This window comes from Antarctobacter sediminis, from assembly GCF_019218285.1.
In the GTDB taxonomy this organism is placed as follows: Bacteria; Pseudomonadota; Alphaproteobacteria; order Rhodobacterales; family Rhodobacteraceae; genus Antarctobacter; species Antarctobacter sediminis.
The window spans coordinates 638,034-652,629 of the sequence record NZ_JAHUZG010000002.1 but is presented as its reverse complement, the minus strand read 5'-3'; the positions used below and the strand labels follow the sequence as shown (position 1 = coordinate 652,629).

General features: G+C 63.3%; 10 protein-coding genes. 7 read left to right on the top strand and 3 right to left on the bottom strand.

Annotated features, from left to right (window positions below):
• The first annotated feature begins 83 nt into the window (after positions 1-83).
• Together KJP30_RS11065 and KJP30_RS11060 are read left to right on the top strand one after the other, a co-directional pair.
• Positions 84-1,259: a biopolymer transporter ExbB gene (locus tag KJP30_RS11065; RefSeq protein ID WP_218449198.1), complete on the top strand. Its 1,176-nt coding sequence runs from the start codon at positions 84-86 to the stop codon at positions 1,257-1,259.
• 3 nt (positions 1,260-1,262) lie between these two features.
• Entirely contained in the window at positions 1,263-4,736 is a 3,474-nt protein-coding gene (locus KJP30_RS11060; protein WP_218449196.1) for a peptidoglycan -binding protein, read from the top strand.
• Positions 4,737-4,742: 6 nt separating this feature from the next.
• On the opposite strand, the gene KJP30_RS11055 is transcribed toward KJP30_RS11060, so the two are convergent.
• The 3 genes from KJP30_RS11055 to gloB form a co-directional block, all read right to left on the bottom strand.
• Positions 4,743-5,717, bottom strand: a complete 975-nt coding sequence (locus tag KJP30_RS11055) for a M23 family metallopeptidase (protein ID WP_218449194.1) — start codon at positions 5,715-5,717, stop codon at positions 4,743-4,745.
• A complete protein-coding gene (gene clpA / locus KJP30_RS11050) occupies positions 5,714-8,044 on the bottom strand; it encodes an ATP-dependent Clp protease ATP-binding subunit ClpA (protein WP_218449187.1) in 2,331 nt (776 codons plus the stop codon). The genes KJP30_RS11055 and clpA overlap by 4 nt, the downstream gene beginning before the upstream one ends.
• A gap of 149 nt (positions 8,045-8,193) precedes the next feature.
• Positions 8,194-8,955: a hydroxyacylglutathione hydrolase gene (gloB, locus tag KJP30_RS11045; RefSeq protein ID WP_218449185.1), complete on the bottom strand. Its 762-nt coding sequence runs from the start codon at positions 8,953-8,955 to the stop codon at positions 8,194-8,196.
• Between the two features lie 68 nt (positions 8,956-9,023).
• On the opposite strand from gloB, the gene KJP30_RS11040 reads away from it, so the two are divergent.
• The 5 genes from KJP30_RS11040 to atpD all read left to right on the top strand — a co-directional run bounded on the left by KJP30_RS11040 (position 9,024) and on the right by atpD (position 14,542).
• Positions 9,024-9,764, top strand: a complete 741-nt coding sequence (locus KJP30_RS11040; protein WP_218449183.1) for a class I SAM-dependent methyltransferase — start codon at positions 9,024-9,026, stop codon at positions 9,762-9,764.
• A 337-nt stretch (positions 9,765-10,101) separates the two neighbouring features.
• A complete protein-coding gene (locus KJP30_RS11035) occupies positions 10,102-10,668 on the top strand; it encodes a F0F1 ATP synthase subunit delta (protein WP_218449182.1) in 567 nt (188 codons plus the stop codon).
• Positions 10,669-12,204: a F0F1 ATP synthase subunit alpha gene (gene atpA / locus KJP30_RS11030; RefSeq protein ID WP_218449181.1), complete on the top strand. Its 1,536-nt coding sequence runs from the start codon at positions 10,669-10,671 to the stop codon at positions 12,202-12,204.
• 12 nt (positions 12,205-12,216) lie between these two features.
• Positions 12,217-13,098: a F0F1 ATP synthase subunit gamma gene (locus KJP30_RS11025; protein WP_218449180.1), complete on the top strand. Its 882-nt coding sequence runs from the start codon at positions 12,217-12,219 to the stop codon at positions 13,096-13,098.
• Positions 13,099-13,117: 19 nt separating this feature from the next.
• Positions 13,118-14,542, top strand: coding sequence for a F0F1 ATP synthase subunit beta (gene atpD / locus KJP30_RS11020; protein ID WP_218449179.1), 1,425 nt, complete (start codon positions 13,118-13,120; stop codon positions 14,540-14,542).
• The last annotated feature ends 54 nt before the right edge of the window (positions 14,543-14,596 follow it).

The following is a 14,596-nucleotide window of genomic DNA, read 5'->3' as shown; positions in this document are numbered from 1 at the left end:
AACCCCGGAATTGTTCATAACTTCTTGGCTCTGCGGCGTTAAACGCATAGACATAACGCAAGAGAACAAGCGTCAGGTGTCCGATGGGCCAGCCCGACCTAGAGGCAGAGCCACATTTCAGCCAACCCTTCCGCCAGGTGATCCTCATGCTGGCCGTGCTTGGCCTGTCGGGGTTCGGCGGGTTCCTTGCCCTGCCGCGCGTCCTGCCGGTGTTTCAGTCAAACCCCTATCTGAACGGCTTTATCCTGGTGGTTTTTGTCATTGGGGTGCTGGCCTGTTTCTGGCAGGTGGCGCAGCTTATGGTCTCGGTCCGTTGGATCGAACGCTATACCGCCCGCGGCGATCAGGGGGTGCGGGCCACACCGCCGCGTCTGTTGGCGCCCCTTGCGGCGCTGCTGCGCTCGCGCCGGGACAAACGGATGCAGATCACGGCCACCTCGACCCGTTCGATCCTTGATTCCGTCGCCCAGCGGATCGACGAGGCACGGGAAATCACGCGCTACATCGTTTCGCTGCTGATCTTTCTTGGCCTTCTGGGCACGTTCTACGGGCTTGCGACGGTTGTTCCGGCGCTTGTCGAAACGATCCAGAGCCTTGCGCCGCAAGAGGGCGAAAACGGCACCGCTGCCTTTGCCCGGTTGATGACCGGGCTGGAATCGCAATTGGGTGGCATGGGCGTGGCCTTTGCCAGTTCGCTGCTGGGTCTTGCCTGTTCGCTGATCGTTGGCCTGCTGGAACTGTTTGCCGGCCACGGGCAGAACCGCTTCTACCGCGAGCTTGAGGAATGGCTGGCCTCGATCACCCGCCTTGGGTTTTCACACGACGGCGATGGACCGGATCTTGGCCCTGCCGGGCTTGTTCTGGACCAGATGGCCGAACAAATGGACCGCTTGCAGTATCTCTTTGCCGAATCCGAACAAAGCCGGTCCGAGGTGGACACCCGTCTGGCGCAACTGGCCGACAGCGTGGAACGCCTGACCGAACGGATCGAGGCGACATCGCCGTCGGCCTCGTCTTTGGCGCGGATCGCCGAGGGACAGGAATTGCTGGCACAGGCCATCCGCGAAAAGGAAACGGACGAGGGGCTGGATGCCGAAAGCCGGATGCGGTTGCGGTCCATCGACGTGCAGATGCTGCGTATCCTCGAAGAGATCAGCGCAGGCCGTCAGGAAAGCATGGCGGAATTGCGCACCGATCTGGCCGCGTTGTCGCGCTCGCTGGGGGTGACCCGCGCAACTCGGCCGCGCGGGGACGGATAAGCCATGGCGCTGTCGCGACGCACCGGCGCGCGATTCCAGGCCTCGATCTGGCCGGGCTTTGTCGACGCGATGACGGGCCTGCTGCTGGTGCTGACCTTTGTGCTGTCGATCTTCATGGTGATGCAGTTCGTCCTGAACGAAACGATTTCGGGGCAGGAAAGCGAACTGGATACGTTGAACGCCGAGATCAGCGCCCTTGCACAGGCGCTGGGCGTCGAGAAAAGCCGCACAACCCGGTTGCAGAACGAACTGGGCCAGATGACGGCCACGCTGGACGACCGCGATCTGCAACTGGCCGAACAGAAAAGCATCATCGACAGCCTGACCGCGACACGCGACCGGCAGGCGGCGCAACTGGATGCGGCGGCTGTCCGGATCGCTTCGATCGAGGAACGCGTCGCGGCACTTTTGATTGAGCGGGACGCGGCACTGGGTGAGGTCAAGGAACTGACGCAGGCCCGCGATGCCGCGCGAACAGAGGCCGCGGAACTGGCAGAGGCGCGGGATGCGCTGACAGAGGCCCTGACCGCTGCCCGCAGCGAGATCGACGAACAGGCCGAAGCCGCCCGTTTGGCCGCGACCCGTCGTGAGGCGCTGGAGGCGCTGATCGCTGATCTGCGTGCGCGGAACGCGGACCGCGACGCGCGCATCGCCTCGTTGACCGCCGATCTGGACGCTGCGGAAAAGGCTCTGACCGATGAAGAAGCGGCCAAGCTGGCCGAGGCGGAGGCCGCGGTGGCCCTGCGCAAACGTCTGGAAGAGGCTGATGCCGAGCTGACGGCCATGACCCTCGCGCTGGAGCAAGAGCGCGCCCGGGCCGAGGAAACACTGACCCTTCTCGCGGCGGCGCGCAAGGCAGAGGCAGATCTGAACGCCCAGCTTGCCGCGGCTGTTTTGGCTGGTCAGCAACAAGGCGACGATTTGCAAAAGCGGATCGACGCATTGGAGGCGGCTCTGGCTGTGGCACGGCAAGAGGCCACGCGCATGGCGGCCCAATTGGCTGACCTTGAGGATGAAACGGCGTTGGAGGCCACCCGGCTCAAGGCACGGCTGGACGAGGCTACTGCCCGCATCGCTCAACTGGAAACCGCGTTGGACGCTTCGGAAAGGACTGGTGCGCAACTGGCGGCTGATCTTGCAAAGGCGCGCACCAGCGGTGAGGCGCAGGCGGTTACCCTACAGACGCAAGTCGACGCCGCGCTGGCCCGGATCACCGAGCTTGAAGCGGCGCTGTCGAAGGCCCGTCAGGACGAAGCCAAGCTGAACACTGAGCTGGCGACGGCTTTGGCGGATGGCGAGCGCGAAGCGCGTGCCTTGCAGGCGCGGGTCGACGCGGCGCTTGCCCGTATCAGAGAGCTTGAAGAGACATTGGCCGACGCGCGGTCACAGGGGGCACAGGCCGACAGCCGGTTGACGGCGTTGCGCGGGGATCTGTCCGCCGCCCAGCAGGCCCGGCGCGAGGCCGAGCAGGCACTGTCCCGCGAAGAAGCTGCGCGCCGGGTGGCCGAACGGGCCTTGAAAGATGCACAGGCCGAGGCGACGGCGCGGGCAACGCGGTTGACGGATCTTTCGGCGCAACTGGCTCAGGCGCTGGCCCGCCTTGCGGAGGCAGAGGCGCTCAAGACCGAGCTGGACGCGCTGCGTGTCCGCAATGAGTCGCTTGTTTCGGATCTTTCGGCAGCAGAAGGAAAGGCCGATGACCGCGCCGCCGCGCTGGCCGAACTGACGGTGGAACGCGATCGGTTGGACGCGGCGCTGACCTTGGCCCGCTCCGAAGTGGGAGAGGCGCGCGGCGCGGTCGCCAGCTTGCAGGATCAGGTTGCGGCGCTGGAGGCAGAGCTTGCCGCCGCACAGGGGCGCGTGGCCGAGCGAACCGACCTGATCGAGGGGCTGCGCGGGCAGGTTGCCCAGGTGCAGGCGCAACTGGATTCCGCGCTGAAACGGGTCGAGGACCGGGGTGTACGGATTGATCGGTTGCAGGCTGAAAACGCGGATCTTTCGGGCCGGCTGGCGCGATTGGGCGGTGAGGCGGCACAGCAGGATGCAGCCGTCACGGCATTGCGCGCGGAAAATACGCGGCTGTCCGGTGAACTGGATGTTGCGCGGGCCCGGGCGGGCGAACGGGATGTCCAGATGGCGCGGTTGCAACAAGAATTGGCGCGGGCTGAGGCGCGGATAGAGGACCGTACCGCCGAGGCGGCAGAACTGGAAACCCTGCGGGGCGAGCTTGCCCAGCTGCGCACCCAGTTGGAGGCAGCGCAGTCACGGGCAACTCAGGGCTTGTCGCGGGTGATCACGCTGGAGGCGGAGAATGCCGATCTTGGCCGCAAGCTGGCCGAGGCCGACGGGCGAGAGGCGACACGCGCCGCCGAGATGGATTTGCTGAAAGGTCGGATCGACCGGATTTCTGCCGAGTTGCAATCGCTACGGGCGCGGGACGCGCGTCGCGATGCCCTGATCGCTGACCTGCGCCAGAAACTGGCCGAGGCCGAAGCCCGCGCCGCCGAGCAAAGCGACGACACGCGGACCCTGGAGGAACGCCTTGCCGCCGCGCTGGCCGCGCGTCTTGCCGCCGAAACCTCGGTGGCCGAGACGCGGGACAAGCTGACGGCGGCGCTTGCCGCGCAAAAGGCGGCCGAGTCCAAATTGGATGAGCGGCTGGATGCGGTGGAAGAACGGCAGGTCCTGCTGAACACCGCCCGTGAAAAGCTGGCCCAGACGGAAGAGCGGGCCACCCGGGCGGAATTGCAGGTCGAAGCCCTGAATCAGAACGTGGCCGAACTGCGCCGGCAATTGCGAGAGTTGCAGGCCCTTCTGGACGATTCAAAAGTCAAGGACGCCGCGGCCGAGGTGCGGTTGCAGAACCTCGGGTCCGAACTGAACGCCGCCATCGCCCGCGTGGCGCAGGAAGAACGCCGCCGCCGGTTGGCCGAAGAGGCACGGCGCAAGGCCGAAGAGGAAAAGCGCCGGCTGGAGGAGGAGCGGGCCGAACGTCTGGCGGCCGAGAAGAGGGATCTTGAAAGCTATCGTTCGGAGTTCTTCGGCAAGCTGCGGGCGGTGGTCGGGGACCGTGACGGGATCCGGATCGAAGGGGACCGATTTGTCTTTTCCTCCGAGGTGCTGTTCGAAGTGGGATCGGCGGATCTGTCCGCTGCGGGACGGCGCGAGATCGAAAAGGTCGCAAGTATCCTGCTGGACCTGTCGGCAGAGATCCCGGAAGGCATCGATTGGGTGATCCGGGTGGATGGTCACACGGATAGCCAGCAGATTCGCCCGGGCGGCAATTTTGCGGACAACTGGGAGCTTAGTCAGGCGCGGGCCTTGTCCGTCGTCCGTGACATGATCAACAACTATGACATTCCGCCGAAACGTTTGTCTGCAAACGGATTTGGTGAATTTCAGCCGATAGATCCCGCGGACACGCCCGAGGCGCGGGCCAAGAACCGCCGGATCGAGTTGAAGCTGACAGAACGCTGAGGGCGTTTATTCGGCTACGGTCACATGGGCAAAGCGATGCGCGATCACGGTTCCGTCGCGTGTCAGTTTCGACCGGCCAAGGTATTCGCCCAGTGGCCACCCCGTCGACGGCGCCTTGCGTCCAAAGGCGCGCATCTGGCTGATCTGGTCGCGGTCCAACGTGATCGCCCGGCGAAAAACCTCGGTGCCGGCGGGGCTGTGCGCGGTCAGGGTGAGGACATCTCCGGGCTGGGCATAGCCTGCATGAGCGTAAAGCACCATCGGCTGGTCGGGTGTCAGCCCAAGACGCCGGGCGGAGCCGTCGCTGACGGCGGCCAGTGTCGGTACGCCATCAGAGAAACCCGCCGTGATCAGGCCGGTTTTCACATAGGTCGGCGGGTCGGTCCAAAGCGTCGGTCCCGGATCGCCGCAGGTGCCGGTTGCCTCGGGCCGGAAGGGATCGACCACCTGGCCATTGCGCAAGACGGTCAGATGGACATGCGGGTGGTTGGTTTGCCCGGACAGACCGACAAGGCCAAGCGGATCACCGGTTTGTACCAGATCACCGGGGGCAACGGCCACCGAGCCAAGCCGCAGGTGGCAGTAGAGTGTTTGCCAGCCTTCGCCGTGATCGATCAGCACCGCGTTACCACAGGCGTTCTGCGCGGTGACGCCTCGCATCAGGCGATCGTCGGGCATCGAGTCCCGTATCCGTTTCACGACCCCGGGCGCAGAGGCCAGAACCGACACGCCACTTTGGATCACGCCGAAATCAAGCAGCGCAAAATCGGTGCCCTTGTGGCCATCGCGCGAATTGATGCCACAGGCAAAATCACGGTGGCGCCCTTGGGTTGGATCGTTGTCGACGTAGTCTTCGATAAAACAGGTTTTGCCCATCTCGCAATGCAGAGGGACAGAAAGACGAAAATCCTCCGCCCCAGCTGGCGGGACGGAGGACATAAGGGCCAGCGCGGCCGCAAAGGCTGCGCGGGGACGCGTCATTCCGCGGTCAGAAGCGGCGGCTTTTTCGACCCGAGGCGCGGATTGTCCGGTCCGCTGAGGTCGAGGAACAGTTCGCCATCGCGGACCGAGACCTTGACGACGCCACCCTTGGCCAGCTTGCCGAACAGCAGCTCCTCGGCCAGCGGCTTCTTGATGTGTTCCTGGATTACGCGGCCCAGCGGACGCGCGCCCATCTTGTCGTCATAGCCCTTGTCGGCCAGCCATTCTGCCGCCGGACGGGTCAGTTCGATGGTCACGTTGCGATCCATCAACTGGGCCTCAAGCTGCAGCACGAACTTCTCGACCACCTGAAGGATGGTGTCCTTGGGCAGCGGCGCGAAGCTGATGACCGCATCCAGACGGTTGCGGAACTCCGGCGTGAAGGTCCGCTCGATCGCGGCGGTGTCTTCGCCCTCGCGGCGGTCGCGGCCAAAGCCGATGGCGGCCTTTGCCTGTTCCGCGGCGCCGGCGTTCGAGGTCATGATCAGGATCACGTTGCGGAAATCCACCGAACGGCCGTTGTGATCGGTCAGCGTGCCGTGGTCCATGACCTGCAGCAGGATGTTGAAGACATCCGGATGCGCCTTTTCGATCTCGTCCAGCAGCAGCACGCAGTGCGGATGCTGATCGACGCCATCGGTCAGCTGACCACCCTGATCAAAGCCGACATAGCCCGGAGGCGCGCCGATCAACCGGCTGACCGCGTGTTTCTCCATGTATTCCGACATGTCGAAACGCAGCAGTTCCACACCCAGCGTATCGGCCAGTTGCTTGGCCACTTCGGTCTTGCCCACGCCGGTCGGGCCCGCGAACAGGTAGTTGCCGATGGGCTTTTCCGGTTCGCGCAGGCCAGCGCGGGCCAGTTTGATCGCCGAGGACAGCGCCTCGATGGCCTTGTCCTGACCGAAGACCACGCGCTTGAGCGTGTTTTCCAGATCCTTCAACACCTCTGCATCGTCCTTGGAGACGTTTTTCGGAGGAATGCGGGCGATCTTGGCCACAACTTCCTCGATCTCCTTGGTGCCGATGGACTTGCGGCGTTTGGAAGCGGCCACAAGGTGCTGAGCGGCGCCAGCCTCGTCAATGACGTCGATGGCCTTGTCCGGCAGCTTGCGGTCATTGATGTAGCGCGCCGAAAGCTCGACCGCGGTCTTGATCGCGTCGCCGGTGTATTTGACGCTGTGATGCTCCTCGAAATAGGGTTTGAGGCCCTTGAGGATTTTCACGGTGTCTTCGACCGAAGGCTCGTTCACGTCGATCTTCTGGAACCGGCGGCTGAGCGCGCGGTCCTTTTCGAAGTGCTGGCGGAACTCCTTGTAGGTGGTGGACCCCATGGTGCGCAGCTTGCCGCCCTGAAGCGCGGGCTTCAGCAGGTTGGAGGCATCCATTGCACCGCCAGAGGTGGCCCCCGCACCAATCACAGTGTGGATCTCATCGATGAAGAGAACCGCGTCGGGGTGTTCCTCAAGTTCGGTCACGACCGCTTTCAGCCGCTCTTCGAAGTCGCCGCGATAGCGGGTTCCGGCCAGAAGCGCGCCCATGTCGAGCGAATAGATCGTGGTTTCTGACAGGACCTCGGGCGTTTCGCCGGCAACGATCTTGCGCGCAAGCCCCTCGGCGATGGCGGTTTTGCCGACCCCGGGATCCCCCACCAAAAGCGGGTTGTTCTTGCGACGGCGGCACAGCACCTGAATGCAGCGCTCCACCTCGGAGTCGCGGCCGATCAGCGGGTCCACGTCGCCATCCCGCGCCTTGGCGTTCAAGTCGACACAGTATTTCGCCAAGGCCGATTCCTTGTCCGCGCCGGGGGCTGCGGCCTCTGCCTGCTGGGCTTCTTCCTCGGCGTCGGTGGAGCCCTGAACCGGGCGCGCCTCGCCATAGGCAGGGTTCTTGGCCACGCCATGCGCGATGAAATTCACCGCGTCGTAGCGCGTCATGTCCTGTTCCTGCAGGAAATAGGCGGCATTCGACTCACGCTCGGCAAAGATGGCAACCAGCACGTTGGCACCCGTCACCTCTGTCCGGCCGGAGGATTGCACGTGAATGGCGGCGCGCTGGATCACGCGCTGGAAGGCCGCGGTGGGAACCGCCTCGGAGCCTTCGACATCGGTCACGAGGTTCGACAGGTCGTCGTCGATGAATTCGACCAGCGTGGTGCGCAGTTCCTCGGTGTCGACGGAACAAGCTTTCATCACGCGGGAGGCATCGGGTTCGTCAATCAGCGCAAGAAGAAGATGTTCAAGCGTGGCGAATTCATGGCTGCGCGAGTTTGCGAGGGCCAAGGCCGAATGGATTGCCTGCTCTAGTGTGTTCGAGAATGAAGGCACGGGAGTGCTCCTCTTGTCTGCGCGGATCCGTGAGGATCAGCTTTGCCTCATAAGGTTAAAGTTTGGTCGATTGCGGCCAACCTTCAAGTTTTTTCTCGGGACTCCTGCTTCACAAATAGTCGTATCGGCGAAACCTGCCGCGAGGATGGTCAGAAACGGTCCTTGCGCGCCCGCACTTCTGCAAAGACCTGCGCATCCGACGCATCGGGCAGGCCGACGGCCTGTTTGACGCTGTCACGATTGGCGCGGAGAAAGGGGTTGGTGTCCAGTTCCAGCGACAGCGGCACCTGCGCGGTGGGCCGCCCTTCGCTCCGGGCTTCTTCGATTGCCCGTGACCGAGAGATAAGCGCTTCGTTCTCCGGTTCAATGGTCAGGGCAAATGCGGCATTCGCGGCTGTGTATTCATGCCCCGAGTATACCATGGTTTCCGGCGGCAGAGAGGCCAGCTTTTCCAGACTATCCCACATCATCTGCGGCGTTCCTTCGAACAGGCGGCCGCAGCCAAGCGCCATGAGGCTGTCGGCGGTAAAGACCGCGCCCGCCTCGGGGTAGTAATAGGCGATATGGCCCAGTGTATGGCCGGGGACGGCGATCACCTCGCAGCGGCCTTCGCCCGTGCCGCCGGAGAAACCCGGTTCCAACGCCATGTCCAGCTTGGGCAGCTTGGCCTCTTCGGCCTTCGGACCCATGACCGGGCAGCCGTATTTCTCACGCAGTTCCGCCACCGCGCCCACGTGGTCGTGGTGGTGATGGGTGATCATGATCACGCCCAGCGTCCAGCCCCGTTCCTCCAGTGCGGCGATGATCGGCGCGGCCTCGGGGGCGTCGATCAGGGCGGTGCCGTCCGGGCCATGCACGAGGTAGGCGTAATTGTCCGACAGGCAGGGAACTGTCACGATGTCGAGAGGCATGGTCTTTCCTTCAAGGCTTTGTCAGGATGCAGGCACTGTCAAAGTGGCGCATCAGGGCCGGGGTATCAATGCATCTGGATGTGCAGGTGTTGCGTGATTTCTACTACCGCAGTGCGCTGGGGCGCGCGGCGCAGAAAATCCTGCGCGGTCAGGTCACCCGTTTCTGGCCCGAGGCGCAGGGGCAGACGGTGGTCGGCTATGGGTTCGCCGTGCCGATGCTGCGACCCTACCTCAAAGAGGCCCGCCGCGTCGTAGCCTTGATGCCGGCGCCGCAGGGGGTGATGTCATGGCCTGCGGGCATGGCCAATGTCTCGGTCCTCAGCGAAGAGACCCTCTGGCCGCTGGAAACCGGCCATGTGGACAGGTTGATCCTGATGCACGGGCTGGAGACCTCAGAGCGCCCGTCCGACCTTCTGGATGAGGCGTATCGCGTGCTTGGTCCCGGCGGGCGGGCGTTGTTCATCCTACCCAATCGGGCGGGTCTTTGGGCGCGGGCGGATCACACGCCTTTCGGCTATGGTCGACCCTATTCCATCGGGCAGTTGGAAACACAGCTCAAGCGCCATGATTTCGTCCCCGAGGCGCATGTCTCGGTGCTGTACCAACCGCCGTCGAATCGCCGCTTTTGGATGAAGACCAGCACCGTGTGGGAGCGGATGGGCCGCGCGGTCCCCGTGACCGCCGGTGGTGTGATGATCGTCGAGGCGTCCAAACGGCACCCGCCGTCCCGCCGCCGGGTGGGGGAGGCCGCAAAGGTGCTGAACCCGCTGGAGGTGCTGAGCCCCACGGGCAAGGCCAAGCCGGTCTGACAGAGGGTGCCTGCGGGCGGGTTTTTCGGCTCGCCGTGAAAGCGGGCGAATGCCTGACGCGGTGCCCGGGAATCGTGCATTTGCAGCAAAAACCGTGGTTTCTATGCATCTTGTCAGAGCACGAAAGGTCGCACCATGACTCGCTTTTCAGCTAACTGATTGAAAAGCATCAATTTAGCGCAAGCGTTTATCTTTTCTAAGCATGTTGCGAGGTGGGGGAGGCTCTGCTACATCCGCCACGATTTGATTGCTTTGACGCAGGTCAAGGTAAGGAAACGCTGCCAGACGCCGCCCCGGGGACCGGGACGCGCGTCTTTGGTGGCACACTATCGGAAGGGTGGACGTGTCTGACTCAGCATCGATTTCCTCCGGCATCGCAGAGCGCTATGCCACCGCCGTCTTCGGGATCGTGAAGGAGGCCGACGCGCTTCCCACACTCGAAGGCAACCTGGATGATCTCTCTGCCGCGCTTGCTGAAAGCGCTGACCTGCGGGATCTGCTGGTGAACCCCGTTTACTCGCGCGATGCGCAGGGCGCGGCGGTCAAGGCCGTGGCCGACAAGATGGGCCTGATGCCGGCCATGACCAATGTGCTTGGGCTGATGGCCTCCAAGCGCCGTCTCTTCGTGGTGCCGCACATGGTTGCGCGCCTGCGTGAGATGATTGCAGTAGAAAAGGGTGAAGTGACCGCCGAGGTAACCTCGGCCACCGCCCTGACCGACGCGCAGGCCGCCCAACTGGCGGATACCCTGAAGGCGAAGGTCGGCAAGGACGTCAAGATCAGTGCGACCGTCGATGAAAGCCTCATCGGCGGTCTTGTCGTAAAGGTGGGCTCGAAGATGATCGACACTTCGATCCGCTCGAAGCTCAATTCCCTCCAGAATGCAATGAAAGAGGTCGGATAAATGGGTATCCAAGCAGCAGAGATTTCTGCGATCCTGAAGGACCAGATCAAGAACTTCGGTCAGGATGCCGAAGTCGCCGAGATCGGTCGCGTGCTCTCCGTCGGTGACGGTATTGCCCGTGTCTACGGCCTCGACAACATCCAGGCGGGTGAAATGGTCGAGTTCCCGGGCGGCATCATGGGCATGGCGCTGAACCTGGAAACCGACAACGTCGGTATCGTTATCTTCGGTTCGGACCGCGACATTAAAGAAGGCGACACCGTCAAGCGGACCAACGCCATCGTGGACGTTCCCGCCGGCAACGCCCTGCTGGGCCGCGTCGTTGACGCGCTTGGCAACCCGCTGGACGGCAAGGGCCCGATCGAAGCCTCCGAGCGCCGCATCGCGGACGTGAAGGCGCCGGGCATCATCCCGCGGAAATCGGTGCACGAGCCCATGGCGACCGGCCTCAAGGCCGTTGACGCGATGATCCCGATCGGCCGTGGCCAGCGTGAGCTGATCATCGGCGACCGCCAGACCGGCAAGACCGCTGTCGCGCTCGACACCATCCTGAACCAGAAGTCGTACAACGACGCTGCCAAGGACGACTCGGAAAAGCTGTACTGCGTCTACGTCGCCGTCGGCCAGAAGCGTTCGACCGTTGCCCAGCTGGTGAAGAAGCTGGAAGAAACCGGCGCCATCGATTATTCGATCGTCGTTGCCGCAACCGCGTCCGACCCGGCCCCGATGCAGTTCCTGGCGCCCTACGCCGCGACCGCAATGGCCGAGTTCTTCCGCGACAATGGCAAGCACGCTCTGATCATCTACGATGACCTGTCCAAACAGGCCGTGTCCTACCGCCAGATGTCCCTGCTGCTGCGCCGCCCGCCGGGCCGCGAAGCTTACCCGGGCGACGTTTTCTACCTCCACTCGCGTCTGCTGGAACGTTCGGCCAAGCTGAACGAAGACAACGGCGCCGGTTCGCTGACCGCTCTGCCGATCATCGAGACCCAGGGTGGTGACGTTTCGGCCTTTATTCCGACCAACGTGATCTCGATCACCGACGGCCAGATCTTCCTTGAAACCGAACTGTTCTATCAGGGCATCCGCCCCGCCGTGAACACCGGTCTGTCGGTTTCGCGCGTGGGTTCGTCGGCTCAGACCAACGCCATGAAGTCGGTCGCAGGCCCGATCAAACTGTCGCTGGCCCAGTACCGCGAAATGGCGGCCTTCGCCCAGTTCGGTTCCGACCTCGACGCCGCGACGCAGAACCTGCTGAACCGTGGCGCGCGCCTGACCGAGCTGATGAAGCAGCCGCAGTATTCGCCGCTGACCAACGCCGAGATCGTCGTTGTCATCTGCGCCGGTACGCTGGGCTACCTCGACAAGGTCAAGGTTTCCGACGTGGGTCGCTTTGAAAAGGGCCTGCTGGCCCATGTCCGTGGCAAGCACCAGGATCTGCTGGATTGGATCACCAACGAAGATCCCAAGATCAAGGGTGACAACGAAGCCAAGATCAAAGCGGTTCTCGACGAATACGCAGCAGACTTCTCGTAAGGGGATCATCAGATGCCCAGCCTGAAGGACCTAAAAATCAGGATCGAGAGCGTCAAGTCGACGCGTAAGATCACCAAGGCCATGCAGATGGTGGCCGCCGCGAAACTGCGGCGGGCACAGGACGCGGCCGAAGCGGCCCGCCCCTACGCGGAACGCTTCAACGGTGTGATGGCGTCGCTTGCAGCCTCGGTCGGTGACAGTGCCTCGGCTCCCCGCCTTCTGGCGGGGACCGGCAAAGACGACGTGCAACTGCTGGTGGTTATGACCGCCGAACGCGGGCTTTGCGGCGGCTTCAACACGAACATCGTGAAGCTGGCGAAAAACCACGCCGAAAAGCTCCAGGCCGAAGGCAAGACGGTCAAGATCCTGACCGTCGGCAAGAAAGGCCGCGAGCAGCTCAAGCGTGACTACGGAAATCTTTTCGTGGGCCACGTGGACCTCTCCGAGGTCAAGCGTATCGGTTACGGCAACGCTCAGGACATCGCGCGCGATATCCTTGGCCGGTTCGACGGTGGCGAATTTGACGTGGCTACGATCTTCTACGCGAAGTTCCAGTCCGTCATCGCACAGGTGCCGACGGCTCAGCAGATCATCCCTGCCGCCTATGAAAGCGAGGGTTCCGAAGACGCGGGCGAAAGCACGCTCTACGATTACGAACCCGACGAAGAGGCGATCCTTGCAGACCTTCTTCCGCGTGGTGTCGCAACCCAGATCTTTGCGGCCCTGCTGGAAAACGGTGCGTCCGAACAGGGCGCGCGGATGTCGGCAATGGACAACGCCACGCGCAACGCTGGCGAGATGATCGACAAGCTGACCATCGAATACAACCGCTCGCGTCAGGCCGTCATCACCAACGAACTGATCGAAATCATCTCGGGCGCCGAGGCGCTCTAAAGACACCCGGAGACGAAACATGGCAAACGCACAAGGCAAGATCACCCAGGTGATTGGCGCCGTGGTCGACGTTCAGTTCGACGACCACCTGCCGGCAATTCTGAACGCCCTGAACACCGACAACAACGGCAAGCGCCTGGTTCTGGAAGTGGCTCAGCACCTCGGCGAAAACACCGTCCGTACCATCGCGATGGACGCGACCGAAGGTCTGGTCCGCGGCCAGGCAGTCGAAGACACCGGCGCCCCGATCTCGGTGCCGGTCGGCAACGCGACCCTCGGCCGTATCCTGAACGTCATCGGCGAGCCGGTGGACGAAGGCGCACCGGTGAACGCGGATGAATACCGCGCGATCCACCAGCCCGCGCCCGAGTTCAGCGAGCAGTCGACCGAGTCGGAAATCCTCGTGACCGGCATCAAGGTCATCGACCTGCTGGCCCCTTACTCGAAGGGCGGCAAGATCGGCCTCTTCGGCGGTGCCGGCGTGGGCAAGACCGTTCTCATCATGGAACTGATCAACAACATCGCAAAGGTGCACTCGGGCTTCTCCGTGTTCGCCGGTGTTGGTGAACGGACCCGTGAAGGCAACGACCTTTACCACGAGATGATCGAATCCAACGTTATCAAGCCCGATAACCTGGAAGAGTCGCAGGTGGCCCTGGTCTACGGCCAGATGAACGAGCCTCCGGGTGCGCGTGCCCGTGTTGCCCTGACCGGCCTGACCCTGGCCGAACAGTTCCGTGACCAGTCGGGCACCGACGTTCTGTTCTTCGTGGACAACATTTTCCGCTTCACACAGGCGGGCTCCGAGGTGTCGGCTCTGCTCGGCCGTATCCCCTCGGCGGTGGGCTACCAGCCGACGCTGGCCACCGACATGGGCGCCATGCAGGAACGCATCACCTCGACCAAGACCGGCTCGATCACCTCGATCCAGGCCGTCTACGTTCCCGCGGACGACCTTACCGACCCCGCACCTGCAACCACCTTTGCGCACCTCGACGCGACCACGGTTCTCAACCGTGCGATCTCGGAACTCGGCATCTACCCCGCCGTGGACCCGCTCGACTCGAACTCGCGCCTGATGGACCCGCAGATCGTGGGCGAAGAGCACTACCAGGTGGCACGTGACGTTCAGGGTATCCTGCAGCGTTACAAGTCGCTCCAGGACATCATCGCCATCCTCGGGATGGACGAACTGTCCGAAGAGGACAAGCTGACCGTGGCCCGTGCCCGCAAGATCCAGCGCTTCCTGTCGCAACCGTTCGACGTGGCCAAGGTCTTTACCGGTTCGGACGGTGTTCAGGTTCCGCTGGAAGACACCATCACGTCGTTCAAGGCGGTTGTCGCCGGTGAATACGACCACCTGCCCGAAGCAGCCTTCTACATGGTTGGCGGCATCGACGAGGTGATCGCCAAAGCCGAGAAACTGGCCGCCGAGGCTGCCTGATCCAATCCACCGCATGGGGGCGCCTGCCGCGCCCCCGGCCTGAACGGAGGACAA